The sequence below is a fragment of the Pseudomonas sp. NFPP04 genome (genome assembly GCF_900113815.1).
Lineage (GTDB): Bacteria > Pseudomonadota > Gammaproteobacteria > Pseudomonadales > Pseudomonadaceae > Aquipseudomonas > Aquipseudomonas extremorientalis.
In genome coordinates this window covers 107,817-129,567 of record NZ_FOQS01000011.1, presented here as the reverse complement: position 1 = coordinate 129,567, position 21,751 = coordinate 107,817, and the positions used below count along the sequence as shown (strand labels likewise).

Genomic DNA, 21,751 nt, shown 5'->3' with positions numbered 1-21,751 from the left:
GCAGCGATCATGGCCCAAACTCCATTGAGGGAGAACGTGATGAGCCGAGCTTTTGTAAACGAGGACAACGCCGCCGCCCAGGCCGACCAACCGGTGGAGCGCCAGGTCAGCGAGCAACCCAACCGCCTCACCGCGCAAGGGCTGGCGCAGTTGCAGGCCAAGGTTGCGCAGTTGCAGCACGAATATGGCCTGGAATCCGCCAAAGGCGATAAACAGCGCCAGGCGGATCTTGAGCGGGATTTGCGTTACTTCAACCAACGGGTGCAAAGCGCCCAAGTGGTGGCACTGGCGACGTCCACCGACAAGGTGCAGATCGGCAGTTGGGTGACCTTCGCCAATGAGCTGGACGAACAGCAACGCATTCAGTTGGTCGGTGAAGACCAGGCCGATGCCGGCGCAGGCTTGATCAACTGGGGCTCGCCCCTGGGCCGCGCCTTGCTGGGCGCCCAGGTCGGCGACGAGGTGTTGTGGCAACGCCCCGTCGGCGATCAGTTGATCGAAGTGCTGCGGGTCGAGCCCGAGGCCTAGACGATGCCTTGGGCCAGCATCGCGTCGGCAACTTTGACAAAACCTGCGATGTTCGCGCCTTTGACGTAGTTGATGCGGCCGTTTTCTTCGCCGTAGTGCACGCAGGCATGGTGGATCGACTGCATGATGTTGTGCAGCTTGCTGTCCACCTCACCGGCGGTCCACAGCAGGCGCATGGCGTTCTGTGACATTTCCAGGCCACTCACCGCCACGCCACCGGCATTGGACGCCTTGCCCGGGGCGAACAGAATGCCGGCCTCGATAAAGATATCCACAGCCTCCAGGGTGGTCGGCATGTTGGCGCCTTCGGCCACGCAGATGCAGCCGTTGCGCAGTAGAGTGCGGGCGGCCTCGGCGTCGAGTTCGTTCTGCGTAGCGCAGGGCAGTGCAATATCGCAGGCCAGTTCCCAAGGGGTTTTACCGGCGCGGAATTCCAAGCCATAACGCGAAGCCAGTTCGCTGATGCGCCCGCGCTGCACGTTTTTCAGGTCCAGCAGGGCCGACCATTGCTCCTCGGTCAAACCGCTTTCCGCGTACAGGGTGCCTTCGGAGTCGGACAGGGAAATCACTTTGCCACCCAGGTCCATGACCTTGCGCGCCGCGTATTGCGCCACGTTGCCGGAACCGGACACCGCCACGCGCTTGCCTTCAACCCGCTGGTTGTTGCGCTTGAGCATTTCTTCGGCGAAGTACACGCAGCCAAAACCGGTGGCTTCCGGGCGAATCAGGCTGCCGCCGTAGGTCATGCCCTTGCCGGTCAGCACCGAGGTGAACTGGTTGCTCAGGCGCTTGTACTGGCCGAACAGGAAGCCGATCTCACGGGCACCTACGCCGATGTCACCGGCCGGCACGTCCACATCCGCGCCGATATGGCGATACAACTCGCTCATGAAGGCCTGGCAGAAGCGCATGACTTCGGCGTCGCTCTTACCTTTTGGATCAAAGTCCGAGCCGCCTTTGCCGCCGCCCATGGGCAGCGACGTCAGGGAATTCTTGAAGGTCTGCTCGAAGGCGAGGAATTTCAGCACGCCCAGGTTGACCGACGGGTGGAAGCGCAAGCCGCCTTTGTAAGGGCCGATGGCGCTGTTCATCTGGATACGGAAACCGCGATTGACCTGGACCTTGCCATGATCATCCACCCACGACACCCGGAAGGTAATCGCGCGTTCCGGCTCGCAGATGCGCTCCAGGATGCCCGAGGTCAGGTAGTGAGGATTGGCTTCCAGAAACGGCCACAGACTGCGTAGGACTTCTTCTACGGCCTGGTGGAATTCCGGCTGGTCCGGGTCGCGTTTCTTGAGGCGGGCAAGGAAGGATTCGACGGATTCGATCATGAAAAGTCTCGGCAAATTTTTAGTTGTTAACGGAGATTGAGCCGGACTTTATCAATTCATTCCGCACTGCGACAGGGCAAAATGTCGCCTTTGTGAATTTAAATGGTGCGTTTTATATAAATTTATCCAGTTTCAGGGGCTTTTATGCACCCTTTCAGGGATTCAAATCAAACCGCACGCACCATCAATTTCCAGGCAAAAAAAACGGAGCCCGAAGGCTCCGCTCTTTCAAACCACCAACCCGGATCAGGCCAGTTTTTTGTGACGAACACGGTGCGGCTGGGCAGCAGCTTCGCCCAAGCGTTTTTTACGGTCCGCTTCGTACTCGGTGTAGTTACCTTCGAAGAACACCGCTTGCGAGTCGTCTTCGTACGCCAGGATGTGCGTCGCGACGCGGTCAAGGAACCACCGATCGTGAGAGATCACAATGGCAGCACCCGGGAAGTCCAGCAGGGCTTCTTCCAGGGAACGCAGGGTTTCAACGTCGAGGTCGTTGGACGGTTCGTCGAGCAGCAGGACGTTGCCGCCCTCCTTCAGGGTCAGGGCCAGGTGCAAGCGACCGCGCTCACCACCGGACAGGTCCTTGACGAACTTCTGTTGGTCGCCGCCCTTGAAGTTGAAACGGCCTACATAGGTACGCGACGGGATTTCATAGTTGCCGATGCGGATCTGGTCGGAGCCGTCGGAAATCTGCTGGAACACGGTCTTGCTGCCGTCGAGGTCTTCACGGCTCTGGTCCACGCAGGCCAGTTGCACGGTTTCGCCGACTTCGATGGTGCCCGAGTCCGGGGTTTCCTTGCCCATCAGCATGCGGAACAGCGTGGATTTACCCGCACCGTTACCGCCGATTACGCCGACGATCGCGCCTTTTGGCATGGAGAACGACAGGTTGTCGATCAGTACGCGGTCGCCATAGCCTTTGGTAACGTTCTTGAACTCGATGACCTTGTCACCCAGGCGCGGACCGGCCGGGATGTAGATCTCGTTGGTTTCCGAGCGCTTCTGGAATTCCTGCGATTGCATTTCTTCAAAGCGTTGCAGACGCGCCTTGGACTTGGACTGGCGGGCCTTGGCGCCTTTGCGCACCCACTCCAGTTCTTCCTTCATGGCTTTTTCATGGGCCGATTGCTGCTTGGATTCGGCGGCCAGGCGGTCGGACTTGGCTTCCAGCCAACCGGAGTAGTTGCCCTCGTAAGGGATACCGGCGCCACGGTCGAGCTCGAGGATCCAGCCGGCAACGTTGTCCAGGAAGTAGCGGTCGTGCGTGATCGCAACCACGGTGCCTGGGAAATCGTGAAGGAAGTGTTCCAGCCAGGCGACGGAATCGGCGTCCAGGTGGTTGGTCGGTTCGTCGAGCAGCAGCATGTCGGGGGCCGACAGCAGCAGGCGGCACAGGGCCACGCGGCGCTTCTCGCCACCGGACAGGTGTTCGACCTTGGCGTCCCATGCCGGCAGGCGCAGCGCGTCGGCGGCGACTTCCAGCTGGCGCTCCAGGTTATGACCGTCGCCGGCCTGCAGGATGGCTTCGAGCTTGGCCTGTTCGGCGGCGAGCTTGTCGAAGTCGGCATCCGGTTCGGCGTAGGCGGCGTAGACCTCGTCCAGGCGCGCCTGGGCGTCCTTGATCACGCTGACGGCTTCTTCGACCACTTCACGCACGGTCTTGGTCGGATCCAGGATCGGCTCTTGCGGCAGGTAGCCGATGTTCAGGTCTGGCATCGGGCGGGCTTCGCCTTCGAACTCGGTGTCGACGCCGGCCATGATTTTCAGCAGCGTGGATTTACCCGAACCGTTGAGGCCGAGTACGCCGATCTTGGCGCCGGGGAAAAAGGACAACGAAATGTTTTTCAGGATTTCCCGCTTCGGGGGGACAACTTTGCCCAGCCGATGCATGGTGAAGACGTATTGAGCCATGGTGAACCTAGCGTCAGTGACTGATGAATTAAGCGGGCGAAGCCCGTGCCAGGCCATGCGCGGCGCGGGCCGTTGACTATCATCAATGCCAGCGTGCGGTATAAAGCCTGAATATCTGGGGCTGGAACGCCCCCGCGTAACCGGCAAAGCTACCTGAATGCGCTTGGTCAGTCCAGCCAGGCAAGGGCTGGCACTTTGCCACAAGTCAAGGCATGCTAGCCGCCCTCCGGGCGTCCGGCTTATAGTGCACGTCGCGCGCCAGTCCAGCCAAACCGCAGGATCACAGCTTGTCCAAAGTCACGCCGCCAACTCCCCTGCGCGCCGCTCATATAGCGCCGGGAGCGCCCCTGCACGGCACCCTCAAAGGCGCATTGGCGACGCTTGTCCTTATGCTGCTCGCGTTATTGTTCTGGCAACTGCTGGACCAGTTGCAGCAAAACCAGAAGAACCAGCAGCAATACACCATCGACTACAGCGCCGACCTGGCTGAACAGATCAGCCTGAACATGGCCCTCAGTGCAAAGATCGCCCTGAACCTGCTGCCGATGGTCGAGCCACCGCGTGACAGCGAACAGCAACAGGCCTTGATGCGGACCTTGCAACGTTCGCTGCCGGAATTGCGCAGCATCGCCCTGCTTGCCCCCAGCGGCGCGATGATCAGCGACAGTGCCAGCGACAGCCAGGACAGCGCCTGGCTCGAAGAACTGGTGCAACGCAGCCACGGCCAGTCTTATTACCTGAGCAACAGCAACGACGGCACCCTCATCTATCTACTGTTGCATCAGCCCAGTGGCGGCTCACGGATGTATTGGGCGCTGCGCCTGGCCCCCAACTACCTGACCAACCTCACCCGCCAGGACGGCCAGGGCCAGCGCCCGATGTGGGCCATCGAGAACCGCATCAACCATCGCGTGGTCAGCCGCGACAGCGGCATGCCCGCGCAGTGGGCGTCTGCATTGACCCCGGACGAACTGAATAAAAGCGTGCTGATCACGCCGTTGAGCAAAAGCGACTGGCAACTGCGCGGGCTGTTCGACCGCAGCGCGGTGCTGGAGCAACTGCTGCCGGCCTTCATCGGCAAATGCCTGCTGGGCCTGGCGTTCTCGTTGATCCCGGTGATCGTGCTGCTGAACATGCGCCGCCGTCAGCGCCAGGTGCATGAGGGGCGGCGGCGCTACCAGGATATTTTCGAAGGCACCGGCGTGGCCCTGTGCGTGCTGGACCTGTCGGGGCTGAACGCGTTCTTCGACAAGACTCGGCTGGAGACCCGCGAGCAGCTGCACGCCTGGCTGCAGCACAACCCCAGCGAGCGCCAGCAACTGCTCAAGGAGCTGCGCGTCACCGAGGTCAACCAGGTGGCGGTCAGCCTGTTGAACGTAGGTTCCTGCGAGCAGGCCTGGGAACGCCTGATCGATGACTGCCCACGCAACGCCACGTCCATCGGTTACCAGATACTCGAAGCCGTGCTGACCCGACAAAGCCAGTTGGAGCTGGAAATCCAGCTCAAGGACGTGGCCGGCAACGAGCAATACCTGTGGCTGGTGATGCGCCTGCCCGAGCAGCAGGACGATTTCAAGGCGGTGATCCTCAGCATCAGCGATATCACCAGCCGCAAGCTGATCGAACTGTCGCTGGTGGAACGCGAGAGTTTCTGGTCGGACGTGGTGCGCACCGTGCCCGACCACCTGTATGTGCAGGACGTAATCAGCCAGCGCATGATTTTCAGCAACCACCATCTAGGCCACACCCTCGGCTATAACAAGGCCGAATTGCAGCAGATGGGCGAGTACTTCTGGGAAATCCTGCTGCACCCCGAAGACGCCGAGCATTACCACGACTTGCGCCAGCAACAGCGCCAGGTCGGCTATACCACCCAACTGCAATGCCAGTTGCGCTTCCGTCACCGCAATAATGAATGGCGGCGCTTCGATATCCGCGAACAAGCCCTGGCGCGGGACAAGACCGCGCAGATCACCCGCATCATCGGCGTGGCCAAGGACATCACCGACCAGATCGAAGCCAGCGAATCCCTGCGTGACAGCGAACAACGCTACCGCATGCTGGCCGAAAGTATCAGCGACGTGATCTGTTCCACCGACAGTCAGTTGGCCCTCAACTACGTCAGCCCGTCGGTCAACGCCGTGCTCGGCTATGACGTGGACTGGGTGTTCAAGAACGGCTGGCAGTCGATCATCGCCAACCCGCAGCAACTGACCGGCATTTACAGCCTGATGGAACAGGTCAGCCGCGCGCTGGGCGATCCTGATGCACTGAACAGGCTGCGTGATGAGATCCAGACCCAGCTCTTCCTGTTCGACTGCCTGCGCGCCGACGGTCGCAAGGTGCCGATCGAACTGCGCCTGGTGCTGGTGTGGGACGAACACGGCGCTTTCGAGGGCATCCTTGGGGTGGGCCGCGACATCAGCCAGCAACGCCGCGCCGAGAAAGACCTGCGCATGGCGGCCACGGTATTCGAGCACTCCACTTCGGCGATCCTGATCACTGACCCCGCCGGCTATATCGTGCAGGCCAACGAGGCGTTCAGCCGGGTCAGCGGCTATGCGGTCAGCGATGTACTCGACCAGTTGCCGAACATGCTCACCGTCGATGAACAGCAGGAAGCCCACCTGCGCTATGTGCTCAAGCAGTTGCACCAGCACAGCACCTGGGAAGGCGAAGTGTGGCTCAAGCGCCGCAATGGCGAGCATTACCCGGCGTGGGTCGGCATTACTGCGGTGTTCGACGACGAAGGCGACCTGGCCAGCTATGTATGCTTCTTCAGTGACATCAGCGAGCGCAAGGCCAGCGAGCAGCGCATCCACCGCCTGGCCTATTACGACGCCCTGACCCACCTGCCCAACCGCACACTGTTCCAGGACCGCCTGCACACCGCGCTGCAGTCCGCCGAACGGCAGAAGTCGTGGGTGGTGCTGATGTTCCTCGACCTCGACCGCTTCAAGCCGATCAACGACTCCCTGGGCCACGCCGCCGGCGACCGCATGCTCAAGGAAATGGCCACCCGCCTGCTAGGCTGCGTCGCCGAAGACGACACTGTGGCGCGCATGGGCGGTGATGAGTTCACCTTGCTCCTGCAGCCACGGGTCAACCGTGACATGGCACTCAACCGTGCGATTCATGTGGCCGAGCAGATCCTCGCCAGCCTGGTGAAACCTTTCGTACTGGAAGGTCGTGAGTTCTTCGTGACCGCCAGTATCGGTATCGCCCTGAGCCCGCAGGACGGTAACGAACTGAGCCAGTTGATGAAAAACGCCGACACGGCGATGTATCACGCCAAGGAACGCGGCAAGAACAACTTCCAGTTCTACCAGGCCGACATGAACGCCAGCGCCCTGGAACGCCTGGAGCTGGAAAGCGACCTGCGCCACGCCCTGGACCAGAACGAATTCGTGCTCTATTACCAGCCGCAGTTCAGCGGCGACGGCAAACGCCTGACCGGCGCCGAAGCCCTGCTGCGCTGGCGCCACCCTCGACGCGGGCTGGTGCCGCCGGGAGACTTCATCCCGGTGCTGGAAGAGTTGGGCCTGGTGGTGGACGTGGGCGACTGGGTGATCAGCGAAGCCTGTCGCCAGCTCAAGACCTGGCACCAGAACAAGGTGCGGGTGCCGAAAGTCTCGGTGAATATCTCGGCGCGACAATTCTCCGACGGCCAGTTGGGTACGCGCATCGCCACCATCCTCAAGGACACCGGCCTGCCGCCGGCGTGCCTGGAGCTGGAGCTGACCGAAAGCATCCTGATGCGTGAGGTCAACGAGGCCATGCAGATCCTCGACAGCCTGAAGAACCTGGGCCTGAGCATTGCGGTCGACGACTTTGGCACCGGTTACTCGTCGCTCAACTACCTCAAGCAGTTCCCCATCGACGTGCTGAAGATCGACCGCACCTTCGTCGACGGCCTGCCCTCCGGCGAACAGGACGCCCAGATCGCCCGCGCCATTATCGCCATGGCCCACAGCCTGAACCTGGCGGTGATCGCCGAGGGGGTGGAAACCCATGAACAGCTGGATTTCCTGCGTGAGCATGGCTGCGATGAGGTGCAGGGCTACCTGTTCGGGCGGCCGATGCCGGCGAATCGGTTCGAAGCGCAGTTCAGCAATGATGCGCTGTTCATGTTCGACTGAAATTCTGCGGTGAGGCCACTGGCCTCATCGGGGGCAAGCCCCCTCCCACATTCTGATCTGCGAACACATTCAACTGTGGAAGGGGCTTGCCCCCCGATAAGGCACTCACAGCCACCGCCTATCCCCAGATGAGCCCCACTTGTCCGCGACATGATGTCCTTTCATATGCCATCTAAAACCCATTGGGTTAGAATGCCCTCCTTTTCTGCCCCCGATCCTTGAGGACCGCCATGTTCAGCCGTGATTTGACTATTGCCAAGTACGACGCCGATCTCTTCGCCGCCATGGAGCAAGAAGCCGTGCGCCAGGAAGAGCACATTGAGCTGATCGCTTCGGAAAACTACACCAGCCCTGCGGTGATGGAGGCTCAAGGTTCGGTTCTGACCAACAAGTACGCCGAAGGCTACCCGGGCAAGCGCTACTACGGTGGTTGCGAGTACGTCGACGTGGTTGAGCAACTGGCCATTGACCGTGCCAAGGAACTGTTCGGCGCCGACTACGCCAACGTCCAGCCGCACGCCGGTTCCCAAGCCAACAGCGCCGTGTACCTGGCCCTGCTGCAAGGCGGCGACACCATCCTGGGCATGAGCCTGGCCCACGGCGGTCACCTGACCCACGGCGCCAGCGTTTCCTCCTCCGGCAAGCTGTACAACGCCGTTCAATACGGTATCGATGCCAACGGCCTGATCGACTACGACGAAGTCGAGCGCCTGGCGGTTGAACACAAGCCAAAAATGATCGTGGCCGGTTTCTCTGCCTACTCGCAGATCCTGGACTTCCCACGCTTCCGCGCCATCGCTGACAAGGTCGGTGCGTACCTGTTCGTCGACATGGCCCACGTGGCCGGTCTGGTCGCCGCTGGCGTCTACCCGAACCCGGTACCTTTCGCTGACGTCGTGACCACCACCACCCACAAGACCCTGCGCGGTCCACGTGGCGGCCTGATCCTGGCTCGCGCCAACGCCGACATCGAGAAGAAGCTGAACTCCGCCGTATTCCCAGGCGCCCAGGGTGGCCCGCTGGAGCACGTGATCGCCGCTAAAGCGATCTGCTTCAAGGAAGCGCTGCAGCCTGAGTTCAAGACCTACCAGCAACAAGTGGTAAAGAACGCCCAGGCCATGGCCAGCGTGTTCATCGAGCGCGGCTTTGACGTAGTGTCTGGCGGTACTGAAAACCACCTGTTCCTGCTGTCGCTGATCAAGCAAGACATCTCCGGTAAGGATGCTGACGCGGCCCTGGGCAAAGCCTTCATCACCGTGAACAAGAACTCCGTGCCGAACGACCCACGTTCGCCGTTCGTCACCTCCGGCCTGCGCTTCGGCACCCCGGCTGTGACCACTCGCGGCTTCAAGGAAGCAGAGTGCAAGGAACTGGCCGGCTGGATCTGCGACATCCTGGCCGACCTGAACAACGAAGCCGTGATCGACGCGGTACGTGAGAAGGTCAAGGCCATCTGCAAGAAGCTGCCGGTGTACGGCGCTTGATTGCAGTTGCTTGACTAAAAAGCCCGGCTCTTGAGCCGGGCTTTTTTATTCCAAATTCCAATTTGAAATACAGTTAATTGTGGGAGGGGGCTTGCCCCCGATAGCAGTGTGTCAGTCACAGAGTTATCTACTGACACACCCTCATCGGGGCAAGCCCCCTCCCACATTGGATTGTGTTTCAAGTCAGGGTTGGTAGACCTTGGTAAAACCTTCGCGAATCTTGTCTTCGGGCAACTCATCGGCAATGAACACGATCACACTCTCTCGCACCTCGCCTTCGGCCCATTCGGTATCCCAATCGAAACCGTAGAGCTTGAGCACGCCCTGGAACACCATGCGCCGGTCTTCCCCGGCAATGTTCAGCACGCCTTTGTAGCGCAGCAGTTGCTTGCCGTGGTCTTCCAGCAGTTCGTTCATGAACTCACTGAGTCGGTCGATATCCAGCGGCTGGTCGGTGCGCAATACCAGGCTGGAGATACGGTCGATGGACGGCGCCTTGCTCACCGGACGCAAGCTCATGCCGGCATTGAGGTTGAAGCCGCGCACATCGAGCAACTCGGCTAGGTCGATCTTGCCATGATCCACCACCCGGATCGGCGCACGGCGATTGATGCGGGTCAGGCGTTCACTGAGCGCATCGAAGGTAGCGTCATCCACAAGGTCGCGTTTGCTCACCAACAGGCGGTCGGCAAAGCCGATCTGGGCCTGGGCAATGGTCTGGGTCAGGTGGTGCTCGGCGTGGGCCGCGTCCACCAGGGTGATGATGCCGTCGAGGATGTAGCGCTCGCGCAGTTCCTCGTCGATGAAAAAGGTCTGGGCCACAGGTGCCGGGTCGGCCAGGCCGGTGCACTCGATCACCAGGCGGTCGAAGGCGATCTCGCCGCTGTCCAGGCGCTCGAGCAGCAGGTACAGGGCCTTGGTCAGGTCGGTGTGGATGGTGCAGCACACGCAGCCGTTGGACAGGGTCATGACTTGCACCGGTTCTGCGCCCAACAGCTGGGTGTCGATACCGGCGTCACTGAATTCGTTTTCGATCACGGCGATTTTCAGGCCGTGCTCGGCTTTGAGCAGGTGGCGCAGCAAGGTGGTCTTGCCGGCACCCAGGAAGCCGCTGAGGACCGTGACTGGAATGGGAGAGGACAAAAGAAATTCTCCTTGAAGGAACACAGAAACAAATGTGGGAGGGGGCTTGCCCCCGATAGCAGTGTGTCAGGCACTTATCTGTCACTGACACACCGCTATCGGGGGCAAGCCCCCTCCCACAGGGATATTGCGTTAACTCAACAGCACTTGGGCCCACCCTTGCCGCCGTAACGGGCTTCCTGGCGCTCCCGGAAGAACGCCTTGTAGTCCATCACCGGCTTGTCCGGGTGTTTGGTTTGCATATGCTCGACGTAGGTGTCGTAGTCGGGCATGCCGACCATCAGGCGCGCGGCCTGACCGAGGTATTTACCGAGGCGACTGATGTCATTGAACATGGTTGCAACCCTCGATTACGCGTCCGGTACAGCCTGGAACGGGGCTTCTTTATCCGTACGTTCTTTGTTGCCCCAGGCGGCGACGCCGACCTTGAGCGCATAGAACAGGATGCTGAACACCACGAACAGGAACAGCGCCGTCAGCGTTGCGTTGGTGTAGGCGTTGTAGATTACGTGCTGCATCTGGTCGATGCTCTTCGCGGGGGCGAGGATCTGGCCGTTGGCCAATGCATCGCTGTACTTCTTGGCCAGCGACAGGAAGCCAATCGCAGGGTTCGCGTCGAACAGCTTGATGAAGCCCGCCGTGGTGGTGCAGATCAGCAGCCAGACGGCCGGCAGCATGGTCACCCAGATGTAGCGTTGGCGTTTCATTTTGATCAGCACAACGGTTGCCAGCATCAGCGCGATACCTGCCAGCATCTGGTTGGAGATACCGAACAGTGGCCACAAGGTGTTGATACCGCCCAGTGGGTCGATCACGCCCTGGTACAGCAGGTAACCCCACATCGCCACGCAACCGGCGGTTGCAATGAGGTTGGCGGTCCACGACTCGGTGCGTTTCAGCGCCGGCACGAAGGAACCCAGCAGGTCCTGCAGCATGAAGCGGCCGGCACGGGTGCCCGCATCCACCGCCGTGAGGATGAACAGGGCTTCGAACAGGATCGCAAAGTGGTACCAGAATGCCATGGTGTTTTCACCCGGCAGTACGCTGTGCAGGATCTGTGCGATACCCACCGCCAATGTCGGCGCGCCACCGGCACGGGCCAGAATGGTGGTTTCGCCGATATCATGGGCCACGGCTTGCAGCGCCTCAGGCGTGATCGCAAAGCCCCAACTGCTGACGGTTTGCGCCACGGCCACCACATCACCACCGACCACAGCGGCCGGGCTGTTCATGGCGAAGTACACGCCAGGTTCGATCACCGAAGCAGCGACCATCGCCATGATGGCCACGAACGACTCCATCAGCATGCCGCCGTAACCGATGTAGCGGGCGTTGGTTTCGTTATCCAGGAGCTTGGGCGTGGTGCCCGAGGAGATCAGCGCGTGGAAACCCGAGACCGCGCCACAGGCGATGGTGATGAACAGGAACGGGAACAGGCCGCCCTTCCACACCGGGCCGGTACCGTCGATGAACTGGGTCAAGGCCGGCATTTTCAGCTCTGGCATGGTGACCAGGATGCCGATCGCCAGGGCGATGATGGTGCCGATCTTGAGGAAGGTGGAGAGGTAGTCACGCGGTGCCAGGATCAGCCACACCGGCAGAACGGCGGCGACGAAACCGTAGCCGATCAGCATCCAGGTGATCTGGATACCGGTGAAGGTGAACGCCTTGGCCCAGACCGGATCAGCGGCAATCTGCCCGCCCAGCCAGATCGAACCCAGCAGCAACAGCACGCCGATGATCGAGATTTCACCGATGCGGCCCGGGCGGATGTAGCGCATGTAGATGCCCATGAACATCGCGATCGGGATGGTCGCCATCACCGTGAAAATGCCCCATGGGCTCTCGGCCAGCGCCTTGACCACGATCAGCGCCAGCACCGCGAGGATGATGATCATGATCAGGAAGCAACCGAACAGCGCGATGGTCCCCGGGATGCGGCCCATCTCTTCGCGAACCATGTCGCCCAGGGAACGGCCGTTGCGACGGGTGGACAGGAACAGGACCATGAAGTCCTGCACCGCACCGGCCAGCACCACGCCGGCAATCAGCCAGAGCGTGCCGGGCAGGTAACCCATTTGCGCCGCCAATACCGGGCCGACCAGCGGGCCTGCACCGGCAATGGCCGCAAAGTGGTGACCAAAAAGGATGTGTTTGTTGGTCGGCACATAGTCCAGACCGTCGTTGTTGAGCACTGCGGGGGTGGCCCGCCGTGGGTCGAGTTGCATCACATTGTTAGCGATGAACAGACTGTAGTAACGGTACGCAACCAGGTAGATGGCCACAGCAGCGACCACAATCCACAAGGCGTTGATCGCCTCGCCGCGGCGCAAGGCCACTACGCCCAGGGCGCACGCTCCTACGATTGCCAGCACCAGCCAGGGTAGGTGGCGTAGCAGGCTATTATTATTTTTCATTTTTATATTCCAGCCAGGGTGGACAGAAAGGACAGCCATCCGGAGTTTAGCGCTACTGGACTTAAAGGCCACCCCCCTACGTTGGTCTAGAGCCTTCTGCGGACAAAAAAAGCAGAAAAACCGAGCCAATAGTGGCGCACGGCTACAATCCCCCTATCCCCGGAGGGCTTCACCATGACCGAGCAACCGTCTGACCGCCGTCGTTTCCGCCGCATCGCCTTTGATGCCAAGACCGAAATTCGGCAAAACGGCCGCGAATGGCCAGTGCAATTGGTGGATCTGTCGCTAAAAGGCCTGCTGGTGCAACGGCCGGAAGACTGGAAGGGCAACAAGGCGCTGCCGTTCGACGTCGATATACGCCTCGATCCGAAGGCACATATAAAGATGCAAGTGCGACTGACCCATGAGGATCCTGGGCAACTGGGGTTTGTGTGTCAGCACATCGACCTGGATTCGATCAGCCACTTGCGGCGGTTGGTCGAATTGAACCTGGGTGACGAGGACGAGCTGCACCGGGAGTTGGCCGCCTTGCTGGAAGTATGACGGCTCAGGGAAATGCCGTACGCGCCGGGAAGTCGCTTTCCGTGTCCCAGTAACCGGCTTTCTGCGTCGATGCCGCCTGCCACTGGCCATCCACCCAACGGTAGGTCTGGTAACGCATGGCAAAATCATCGTCACCGTCGCCGTCCATAAAGCACGAGATTTGCAACAGCTCATCCGCACTACCGTCGACGGGCGTCGAAACCTTCCAGGCCGCCTTGCCGGTGCTGGCCAGGGTCAGTGGTTTGAGTTTGCCATCGGTGTCCTGGTAGCTCACCGGTTCCAGTTGCTGCTTGGCAGGCAGCAACAGTTGCGTGGCCGGGCCACTGTAGCTGCCCATGGGCGCGGTCTGATCAACGATCAAAAAATACACAGGCGCGGGCTGTCCCTTGAGCGGGGCTTTCTTGACCTTGGCCAGCGGGTAGCCGAGGTCCTTGCGCGCGATCACCTCGCCGGAGGCCGACACCAGATGCACCTGGGCGTCGAGCAACGGGTTTTCAACCAGGTCACCGGGCTCGTCGAACGAGTCTGCGTCCAACCCGTTGCCCCAACTGTCCTTATGCAATTGAGCGCTGATGCGCTGGTCTTCCAGCACCTGCAGCACGCTGCCTTCTTCCGTGACCAGCTTTTGCGCCAGGCGATATCCCGCCGGCAAGTCGGCCCACGCCAGGACAGGCAGACCGGCCAAGGTCATGAACAGGGCGAGCACGCCCCAGCGATTCGTTCGTTGCATTGCGCCCCTCCCTGTTTACTCGAAAAGTGCATCCAGTGCCTGCTCCAGGCGGGTCACCCCAATAATCTGTATCCCGGGCGGCGATTCCTTCGGCGCGTTGCCCTTGGGCACGATGGCACGCTTGAAGCCATGCTTGGCCGCTTCCTTCAAGCGCTCCTGGCCACTGGGCACCGGGCGTACTTCACCGGACAAACCGACTTCACCAAACACCAGCAAGTCATGGGGCAATGGCCGGTTACGCAGGCTGGACATGACTGCCGCCATCAACGCCAGGTCGGAGGCGGTCTCCAGCACCTTGACCCCGCCGACCACGTTGAGGAACACGTCCTGGTCATGGGTCGGGATGCCACCGTGGCGGTGCAGGACCGCCAACAGCATCGCCAGGCGGTTCTGGTCCAGGCCCAGGGTCACGCGGCGCGGGTTGGCCAGGTGGCTGTCATCCACCAACGCCTGCACTTCCACCAGCATCGGCCGGGTGCCTTCCCACGTTGCCATCACCACACTGCCAGGGACTTCTTCCTGGGCACGCGTCAGGAAAATCGCTGATGGGTTGGAGACTTCTTTCAGCCCCCGGTCGGTCATGGCGAATACACCCAACTCGTTCACCGCCCCGAAGCGGTTCTTCACCGCCCGCAGCAAGCGCAGGCGACCATCGGACTCGCCCTCGAAATACAGCACCGTGTCGACCATATGCTCGAGCACCCGAGGCCCGGCCAGCGCGCCTTCCTTGGTGACGTGGCCGACCAGGAAGATCGCCGTGCCGCTCTGCTTGGCATACCGCACCAGCAGCGCAGCACTCTCGCGCACCTGGGACACGCCACCCGGCGCCGATTGCAACTGCTCGGTGAAAATGGTCTGGATCGAGTCGATCACCATGACCTTGGGCTTTTCGATACGGGCCGTGGCAATGATGCTTTCGATGCAGGTCTCGGTCATGACCCGCAGCTGATCCTGGGGCAACCCCAGGCGGCGGGCGCGCATGGCCACTTGTTGCTGGGATTCTTCGCCGGTGACGTACAGCGCCGGCATGCGGCTGGCGATGCTGCACAGGGTTTGCAGCAAAATCGTCGACTTGCCGATGCCCGGGTCGCCGCCGATCAGCACCACCGAGCCGTCCACCAGGCCGCCGCCCAGCACGCGGTCCAATTCGCCGGATGCCGTGGAAAAACGCGGGATCTCTTCGACGCTGACTTCAGCCAGGGTCTTGATCTGCGCCTGCTGCCCGGTCCAGCCGGCCCGGCCGGTGGGGGCCGCCGCACCGCCACTCTCAATCATGGTTTCAGTCAGGGTGTTCCACGCACCGCACTCGGAGCACTGGCCGGCCCACTTGGGAAAGGTCGCGCCGCACTCCGTGCAGCCGTACATGCGCTTGGCCTTTGCCATTTGAGAACCTCCAACCGAAAAACCGCGATGATAGCTCAGCGCGACGCCGGGGTCCGGATTTCACCACTGGCCAAGCGTGAAGCGGTGTTACCGACCGGGTCTTCGGCATTGAGATCGGCCCCCTTGGCCTTGAGTTCATCCAGCAGCTCGACACGCTTGAACAGCCCGGCGTACATGGCGGCGGTCTGTCCGGCACCGTTGCGTTGGTCGGGGTTGCAGTCGGTGGCCAGCAGGCGCTGGGCGATTTTCAACTCGCCCTTGAAGATCGCGCCCATCAGCGCGGTGTTGCCGCGTTTGTCCTGCACGCAGGCGTCGGCACCGGCGTTGAGCAGGCGCTCCACGAAAGGCCCCTGGCCGTGGTAGGCAGCGAGGATCAGCGCGGTGTAGCCCTTGTCGTCCTGGGTGTTGAGGCTGTAGCCGGAGTCGATAAAGGTATTGAGCATGTCGAGGTCGCCACGGCGGGCGGCGTCGAAATAGTAGTCCTGCAATTGGGCCTTGAGCGCCACCGGGTCGGGAGTCTCGGCCTGGGCGACAAAGGCCAGCATGGCCATCAGCAAGCCGATAGAAATTCGCATGGTTGTTCTCCTGCCAGGGGTCGACGCCCGTATCGGGGCGTCGACCGTAACCAACGGATCAGTCAGTCAGTTTTTCCGCCAGCGCCTTCACGCGCGCCAGGTCACCCTTGGCCACCTTGGCTACACCGGTGCCGTACTCCGGGTCGGCTTTGTAGAGGAACGACAGGATGATGTGCTTGCTCTCGTCATCGGTGGTGGCCAGCGAGCCGCCGAAGTTTTCGATCAAGTCCTGACGCTCTTTCTTGCTGTAGGAGCGGTACAAGTCACCCGCCTGCTTGAAGTTCTGCTCACGCTGGATCTTCGCCTGCTGGGTGCTGCCTGACAGCGCCGACTGGCTGTAGCGCGCGGTTTGCGGTTCTTCCCGTGGCAACAGGCGACTTGGCTGGTAGTTCACACCGGTGGTGGTCTTGCCGAAGTTCATCGCGCCGTCCTGGTTGCCGTTGTTGACGGTCACCCGTGGCGCGTTGATCGGCAGTTGCAGGGCATTGGCGCCCAGGCGGTACATCTGGGTGTCGGCGTAGGAGAACACCCGGCCTTGCAGCAGGCGATCTTCCGACGGCTCGATGCCCGGCACCAGGTTGGCCGGGGCCATGGCCACCTGCTCGGTTTCCTGGAACACGTTGGCCGGGTTGCGGTTCAACACCATTTGCCCGACTTTGCGCTCAGGCACGTTCGGCCAGATCTTGGTGGCGTCCAGCGGGTCGAAATCGAACTTGGCCAGGTCTTCAGGCTTGAGCACCTGCACGTACAGGTCCCACTTGGGGAAGTCGCCCTTGTTGATGTGGGTGACCAGGTCGTTGGTCATGTGGCTGTAGTCGCGGCCCTGCACTTCGGTGACCTGCTTGGGATCGAGGTTCTTGATGCCTTGCAGGCTCTTCCAGTGGAACTTGACGTAGTGCACTTCACCCTTGGCGTTGATCAGCTTGTAGGCGTGCACACCATTGCCGTCCATCTCCCGATAACTGGCCGGGGTGCCGGAGTCGGAGTACAGCTCGGTCAGCGTACGGGTGGCTTCGGGCACGTGGGAGAAGAAGTCGAAGCGCCGCGAATCGTCATCCAGGTTGGTACGTGGGTCTGGCTTGAATGCGTGGACCATGTCCGGGAACTTGATGGCATCACGGATGAAGAACGTCGGGAAGTTGTTGCCCACCAAATCCCAATTGCCTTCGGCGGTATAGAACTTGGTGGCGAAACCGCGTGGGTCACGCAGGGTTTCCGGGGAGTGGTTGCCGTGGACCACGGCGGAGAAGCGCACGAACACCGGGGTGGCCTCGCCGGCGGCAAACACCTTGGCCTTGGTCAGGTCGCTGAGGCTATCAGTGACGGTAAAGGTGCCGTGGGCACCGGTACCACGGGCGTGTACAACGCGCTCGGGGATACGTTCGCGGTCGAAGCGCTGCAATTTCTGAATAAGCTGCACGTCCTGGAGTAGCACCGGGCCATTGGCGCCGGCGGTTTGCGAGTTCTGGTTGTCACCGACGGCGGCACCGTTGTCGCGGGTCAGGTTGGCGGCGTGTACAGACAGGGAAAGCAGGCTGGCGGTCACCAGTACCAGCGCGGATCGCGCGGTAACAGGCCCGCGGCTCATTGGATTGTTCATCGAGGTTTCCTCTGGTTTTTTTAGTGCACATTCAGTTGTGCTTGCCAGAGGCTAGTGACCCGCGAGTCAGAAGATAAATAGAAAAGTCATAACAACCCGATTGATAAAATAATCTGGTAAGTCGCTGATTTGGCGGGTATTTCGCGCGCGATTGATGGCACTTTGCAAACTAATTGCGTTTTAATGTGTCGATAAAAGCTAACAGTGTGAGCGGTTGTTTCAGGCAAGCCCTCTACGACTGACTTACACTGGGTACCACCCTTCTCATCTGTAACAAGGAATAACCTATGGGCGTGATCAGTGAGTTCAAGGCCTTCGCGGTCAAAGGTAATGTGGTCGACATGGCGGTCGGTATTATCATCGGCGCAGCCTTCGGCAAAATTGTTTCCTCGTTTGTAGGCGACGTGGTGATGCCGCCCATTGGTCTGTTGATCGGTGGCGTGGACTTCGGTGACCTAGCGATAACGCTAAAGGCTGCCCAAGGCGATGTGCCTGCGGTGGTCCTGGCATACGGCAAGTTCATCCAGAGCGTCATCGACTTTGTGATCATCGCGTTTGCGATCTTCATGGGCGTGAAGGCGATCAATCGCCTCAAACGTGAAGAGGCCGTGGCGCCAAGCCTGCCGCCGACGCCGACCAAGGAAGAAGTGCTGCTGGGTGAGATCCGCGATCTGCTCAAGGCACAGAACGACAAGCCGCTCTAATCGAGCCGGCATGAAAAGGCGCCTGTTTGAGGCGCCTTTTTTATTACCAGTAGTTCTCCACCGCCACCTGGCCGGGTCGCCGGCTCAAGCTCAGGTTCATATCGCGCAGCTTGAGCAATTGGCGCGTGTCATCGACCATCTGCGGGTTGCCGCAAATCAGCACGCGGGAATGCTCCGGGGTCAGTTCGACGCCGGCCGCGCGCTCCAGTTCGCCATTTTCGATCAGCGTGGTGATGCGCCCATTCAATGCGCCGGGGTGTTGTTCGCGGGTAACAATGGGGATGTAGGTCAGTTTGTGCGCGTATTCGGTCAGGTATTCGCGTTCGCCCAACTCGTTGATCAGCTCTTGGTAAGCCAGCTCTTTGGCTTCCCGTGCGCTGTACACCAGGATGATGCGCTCGAATTTCTCCCAGACCTCGAAGTCTTGCAGGATCGACAAAAACGGCGCCACCCCGGTGCCGGTGCCAAGCATCCACAAATCCCGACCGTCGACGAAGCGGTTCAAGGTCAGGAACCCCGTGGCCTGGCGCTCCACCATCAAGGTATCGCCGACTCGCAGACGGCTCAGCTCGCTGGTGAACTCACCGTCCGGGACGACAATCGAGAAAAAATCCAGGTGCTCATCAAACGGCGAGGACACCAAGGAATACGCACGCCATACCGTGCTGCCATCCGCCTTGGTGACACCCAGGCGTACAAACTGGCCCGCGGTAAAACGAAAGCCCGGATCGCGGGTGGTGCGCAGGGTAAACAGACTGGGTGTCAGCGATTGCACGTCGAGCAAGATCTGGCGGGTAAATTTCTCAGCACTGGCCGTCATGGGGGGCTCCGTTCTACAAGTGCCCTAGTGTCGCTCAAAGTCGTGCGCGGAAACACCTACGATAGGAAGTGGCATCACACCAGTACGCAATGATGGCAAGTTGATTTCACCTTCGATCAATTCGCTATTAGCTTTAAAAACTACCTCATATAGCCGCTGTTAGTGGGTTGTTACAGGCGCTTCAACCCCCTAATAAATCGCGAGTTTCGAACTTGCCAATTGCTTGGCTAACTACCTTCCTGTGGAAAAATTCTTAAACCTTACAGCGCAAGAACGAAATTTTCCTCTCGCCATGTAGTACGTGTCCTACACTGATTTTCGTGCAACGTTGGGGATAAAGGACGTACCCCAAGTCACGGAGACCCCATGGAGATTTACCCATGCTTAACTGGCGAAATACACGACTCCACTCGCTCGAAGGTGAGGACGAGGTCACCAGCGTATTTGAAATGACCATCAACAAGGCCTACGAACTCGGTTTCCAATACTGTTCCTTCAAGATGAGTTCTCAACTCACCAACGGTGAAAACAAACCGGTGGAACTGACGAACTATCCAATTGAATGGAAAAATCTATACCACCAAGCGCACTACTTCGATGTAGACCCCGTAGTGAAACATTGTAGGGAGGGCGTGTTACCCCTTGTCTGGAAGGAGGAAACATTCAAAGACGTGCCCAGTCTTTGGTCTTTGGCCGCTACCTTGGAGGTACACAAGGCGTTGACCATCAGCGTGCATGATTTCCGGGGGGTCTTCAGCATGCTGACGTTGAGCCGTGGCAAAGGTGACATCAGCCCGGAAGAATTGTATGAAAAAGCAGGAATGGCGCTATGGCTTTGCCACGCCATGCATGCCGTGCTGGCGCAGAAGTTTGCCGAAAAACCCAGCGTCAACCCTGCAAGCAAATTGACCCCTAGGGAAACGGAAGTCCTTATGTGGTCTGGCATGGGCAAGACCGCAGCAGATATCGCCGCCATACTTTGTTTGTCCGAGCGTACGGTAGGCTTTCATGTCAGCAGTATCCTCAAGAAACTGGGCGTCAACAACAAAATCGCCGCCGTGCTTCGCGCCGCGCAGGCCGGGATTATTTAACCGGCCAAGAAACACCGCATGTAATCGCGCTGAAAAAAACGTAACATTTACCACCCACTCTGAGTGCTGAGCGACCCCTCCGGGGTGTCGCCCGTGGTTCACTCAGACGGTTCGGCAACCGCTGTCGAACACCCATCGTTTACCCAGAGTCTCCCCCGCCATGCCCCTGCTCGAAAGCCCCTTTGCCCAGCTCGATCTGATCCGCCAGCCAGAGCAACACAACGATCCGCTGCAAGCCTTCGATGCCGCCGACGAGTACCTGCTCAGCCACTTGGCGGAACAGCAGCCGACCGCACAAACCCGGGTGCTGGTGCTCAATGACAGCTTCGGCGCCCTTGCGGCCAGCCTTCAAGGCAACGTGCAACTGACCTCCAGTGGCGATTCGTTCCTGGCGGCGCAAGGCCTGGAAAAAAACCTGGTGCGCAACGGCAAGGCGTTTGACGCCGTTGCGTTCATCCCGGCCAGCCATATCCCCACCGGGCCGTTCGACCGGGTGCTGATCCGCGTACCCAAAACCCTGGCATTGCTGGAAGAACAACTGATTCGCTTGCAAGGCCAGCTGGCCCCAGGCGCCGAAGTGATCGCCGGGGCGATGATCAAGCATTTGCCACGGGCGGCGGGCGAGTTGCTGGAGCGTTACATTGGCCCGATGCACGCATCGCTCGCGGTAAAAAAGGCGCGATTGCTGATCGCCACCGTTGAAGATCGCCCTGCTGCCGTGTCGCCCTACCCCACCCGCTACACCCTGGACGCACCGGCTATCGAACTGCTGAACCACGCCAACGTGTTCTGCCGCGAAGGCCTGGACATCGGCACTCGCGCCTTCCTGCCCCACCTGCCGAAAAACCTGGGCAGCGCCCGCGTGGCAGACCTGGGTTGCGGCAACGGCGTACTGGCGATTGCCAGCGCCCTGCAAAACCCCGAAGCGCACTACACCTTGGTGGACGAGTCCTACATGGCGGTGCAATCGGCGGCCGAAAACTGGCAAGCGGCCCTTGGTGATCGCGATGTGATCGTGCGTGCCGCCGACGGCCTGGCGGGGCAAGAGCCGCAATCCCTGGACGTGGTGCTGTGCAATCCACCGTTCCACCAGCAGCAGGTGGTCGGCGATTTCCTCGCCTGGCGCATGTTCCAACAGGCACGGGAAGCCCTGGTGGTGGGCGGCGCCCTTTATATCGTCGGCAACCGCCACCTCGGTTATCACACCAAGCTGGCGCGCCTGTTCCGGGGTGTCGAGCAAGTCGCCACCACGCCAAAATTCGTGATCCTCAAGGCGCGCAAATAAAAAAACCCTGCTTCTCTGGCGAAAAGCAGGGCTGGAAAGCCGGGCCGCAAAGCCCGGATCGGGA

The 21,751-nt window shown here is 60.4% G+C and carries 17 protein-coding genes; 7 read left to right on the top strand and 10 right to left on the bottom strand.

Going from position 1 to position 21,751, the window contains the following annotated elements; translation table 11 throughout:
• The first annotated feature begins 39 nt into the window (after window positions 1-39).
• Complete coding sequence (locus tag BM017_RS21900; RefSeq protein WP_092248307.1) at window positions 40-528, top strand: GreA/GreB family elongation factor; 489 nt, start codon at window positions 40-42, stop codon at window positions 526-528.
• Here the strand turns inward: BM017_RS21900 and gdhA are convergent.
• Together gdhA and ettA are read right to left on the bottom strand one after the other, a co-directional pair.
• Window positions 525-1,862: an NADP-specific glutamate dehydrogenase gene (gene gdhA / locus BM017_RS21895; protein ID WP_092248304.1), complete on the bottom strand. Its 1,338-nt coding sequence runs from the start codon at window positions 1,860-1,862 to the stop codon at window positions 525-527. The genes BM017_RS21900 and gdhA overlap by 4 nt on opposite strands.
• A 246-nt stretch (window positions 1,863-2,108) precedes the next feature.
• Window positions 2,109-3,773: an energy-dependent translational throttle protein EttA gene (ettA, locus tag BM017_RS21890; RefSeq protein ID WP_071489964.1), complete on the bottom strand. Its 1,665-nt coding sequence runs from the start codon at window positions 3,771-3,773 to the stop codon at window positions 2,109-2,111.
• A 287-nt stretch (window positions 3,774-4,060) separates the two neighbouring features.
• Between ettA and BM017_RS21885 the strand changes: the two genes are divergently transcribed.
• The gene (locus BM017_RS21885) at window positions 4,061-7,912 is read left to right on the top strand and encodes a sensor domain-containing protein (protein WP_092248301.1); all 3,852 of its coding nucleotides are present in this window, start codon (window positions 4,061-4,063) and stop codon (window positions 7,910-7,912) included.
• Between the two features lie 230 nt (window positions 7,913-8,142).
• Window positions 8,143-9,396 (top strand): serine hydroxymethyltransferase, encoded by a 1,254-nt coding sequence (gene glyA / locus BM017_RS21880; protein ID WP_058427701.1) that lies wholly within the window; start codon window positions 8,143-8,145, stop codon window positions 9,394-9,396.
• A gap of 183 nt (window positions 9,397-9,579) precedes the next feature.
• Here the strand turns inward: glyA and yjiA are convergent, their stop codons facing one another.
• From yjiA to BM017_RS21865, 3 genes are all read right to left on the bottom strand, one after another.
• Window positions 9,580-10,539 (bottom strand): GTPase, encoded by a 960-nt coding sequence (gene yjiA, locus BM017_RS21875; protein ID WP_092248299.1) that lies wholly within the window; start codon window positions 10,537-10,539, stop codon window positions 9,580-9,582.
• Between the two features lie 137 nt (window positions 10,540-10,676).
• Window positions 10,677-10,874 carry a YbdD/YjiX family protein gene (locus tag BM017_RS21870; protein ID WP_003194308.1) on the bottom strand — a complete coding sequence of 66 codons (198 nt, stop codon included), beginning with the start codon at window positions 10,872-10,874 and terminating at the stop codon, window positions 10,677-10,679.
• 15 nt (window positions 10,875-10,889) lie between these two features.
• Window positions 10,890-12,956, bottom strand: coding sequence for a carbon starvation CstA family protein (locus BM017_RS21865; protein WP_058427703.1), 2,067 nt, complete (start codon window positions 12,954-12,956; stop codon window positions 10,890-10,892).
• A 174-nt stretch (window positions 12,957-13,130) separates the two neighbouring features.
• Between BM017_RS21865 and BM017_RS21860 the strand changes: the two genes are divergently transcribed.
• Complete coding sequence (locus BM017_RS21860; protein WP_092248296.1) at window positions 13,131-13,499, top strand: PilZ domain-containing protein; 369 nt, start codon at window positions 13,131-13,133, stop codon at window positions 13,497-13,499.
• 4 nt (window positions 13,500-13,503) lie between these two features.
• Here BM017_RS21860 and BM017_RS21855 read toward each other — a convergent pair whose 3' ends face one another.
• The 4 genes from BM017_RS21855 to katB are packed head-to-tail and all read right to left on the bottom strand — an operon-like array spanning window position 13,504 to window position 17,787.
• Window positions 13,504-14,229, bottom strand: a complete 726-nt coding sequence (locus tag BM017_RS21855; RefSeq protein WP_092248293.1) for a hypothetical protein — start codon at window positions 14,227-14,229, stop codon at window positions 13,504-13,506.
• A 15-nt stretch (window positions 14,230-14,244) separates the two neighbouring features.
• Complete coding sequence (radA, locus tag BM017_RS21850; RefSeq protein ID WP_049711449.1) at window positions 14,245-15,612, bottom strand: DNA repair protein RadA; 1,368 nt, start codon at window positions 15,610-15,612, stop codon at window positions 14,245-14,247.
• Window positions 15,613-15,647: 35 nt separating this feature from the next.
• Complete coding sequence (locus tag BM017_RS21845) at window positions 15,648-16,187, bottom strand: ankyrin repeat domain-containing protein (RefSeq protein ID WP_092248290.1); 540 nt, start codon at window positions 16,185-16,187, stop codon at window positions 15,648-15,650.
• A 58-nt stretch (window positions 16,188-16,245) separates the two neighbouring features.
• Window positions 16,246-17,787, bottom strand: a complete 1,542-nt coding sequence (gene katB, locus BM017_RS21840) for a catalase KatB (RefSeq protein ID WP_071489959.1) — start codon at window positions 17,785-17,787, stop codon at window positions 16,246-16,248.
• 287 nt (window positions 17,788-18,074) lie between these two features.
• Between katB and mscL the strand changes: the two genes are divergently transcribed.
• Window positions 18,075-18,491, top strand: a complete 417-nt coding sequence (gene mscL / locus BM017_RS21835) for a large-conductance mechanosensitive channel protein MscL (RefSeq protein WP_071489958.1) — start codon at window positions 18,075-18,077, stop codon at window positions 18,489-18,491.
• 43 nt (window positions 18,492-18,534) lie between these two features.
• Here the strand turns inward: mscL and BM017_RS21830 are convergent, their stop codons facing one another.
• Window positions 18,535-19,311 carry a ferredoxin--NADP reductase gene (locus BM017_RS21830; protein WP_092248287.1) on the bottom strand — a complete coding sequence of 259 codons (777 nt, stop codon included), beginning with the start codon at window positions 19,309-19,311 and terminating at the stop codon, window positions 18,535-18,537.
• 380 nt (window positions 19,312-19,691) lie between these two features.
• Here BM017_RS21830 and BM017_RS21825 point away from each other — a divergent pair, with 380 nt between their 5' ends.
• Window positions 19,692-20,402, top strand: a complete 711-nt coding sequence (locus BM017_RS21825; protein WP_092248284.1) for a helix-turn-helix transcriptional regulator — start codon at window positions 19,692-19,694, stop codon at window positions 20,400-20,402.
• A 160-nt stretch (window positions 20,403-20,562) separates the two neighbouring features.
• Window positions 20,563-21,687: a methyltransferase gene (locus BM017_RS21820; protein ID WP_092248281.1), complete on the top strand. Its 1,125-nt coding sequence runs from the start codon at window positions 20,563-20,565 to the stop codon at window positions 21,685-21,687.
• Window positions 21,688-21,751 lie beyond the last annotated feature (64 nt).

Excerpts from the sequence above, each read along its gene's own strand:
- gdhA (WP_092248304.1), bottom strand. The coding sequence starts at position 1,862 with ATGATCGAATCCGTCGAATCCTTCCTTGCCCGCCTCAAGAAACGCGAC.
- radA (WP_049711449.1), bottom strand. The coding sequence starts at position 15,612 with ATGGCAAAGGCCAAGCGCATGTACGGCTGCACGGAGTGCGGCGCGACC.
- ettA (WP_071489964.1), bottom strand. The coding sequence starts at position 3,773 with ATGGCTCAATACGTCTTCACCATGCATCGGCTGGGCAAAGTTGTCCCC.
- BM017_RS21860 (WP_092248296.1), top strand. The coding sequence starts at position 13,131 with ATGACCGAGCAACCGTCTGACCGCCGTCGTTTCCGCCGCATCGCCTTT.
- BM017_RS21865 (WP_058427703.1), bottom strand. The coding sequence starts at position 12,956 with ATGAAAAATAATAATAGCCTGCTACGCCACCTACCCTGGCTGGTGCTG.
- BM017_RS21870 (WP_003194308.1), bottom strand. The coding sequence starts at position 10,874 with ATGTTCAATGACATCAGTCGCCTCGGTAAATACCTCGGTCAGGCCGCG.
- BM017_RS21830 (WP_092248287.1), bottom strand. The coding sequence starts at position 19,311 with ATGACGGCCAGTGCTGAGAAATTTACCCGCCAGATCTTGCTCGACGTG.
- mscL (WP_071489958.1), top strand. The coding sequence starts at position 18,075 with ATGGGCGTGATCAGTGAGTTCAAGGCCTTCGCGGTCAAAGGTAATGTG.
- BM017_RS21820 (WP_092248281.1), top strand. The coding sequence starts at position 20,563 with ATGCCCCTGCTCGAAAGCCCCTTTGCCCAGCTCGATCTGATCCGCCAG.
- BM017_RS21845 (WP_092248290.1), bottom strand. The coding sequence starts at position 16,187 with ATGCGAATTTCTATCGGCTTGCTGATGGCCATGCTGGCCTTTGTCGCC.
- glyA (WP_058427701.1), top strand. The coding sequence starts at position 8,143 with ATGTTCAGCCGTGATTTGACTATTGCCAAGTACGACGCCGATCTCTTC.
- BM017_RS21825 (WP_092248284.1), top strand. The coding sequence starts at position 19,692 with ATGCTTAACTGGCGAAATACACGACTCCACTCGCTCGAAGGTGAGGAC.
- BM017_RS21900 (WP_092248307.1), top strand. The coding sequence starts at position 40 with ATGAGCCGAGCTTTTGTAAACGAGGACAACGCCGCCGCCCAGGCCGAC.
- katB (WP_071489959.1), bottom strand. The coding sequence starts at position 17,787 with ATGAACAATCCAATGAGCCGCGGGCCTGTTACCGCGCGATCCGCGCTG.
- BM017_RS21855 (WP_092248293.1), bottom strand. The coding sequence starts at position 14,229 with ATGCAACGAACGAATCGCTGGGGCGTGCTCGCCCTGTTCATGACCTTG.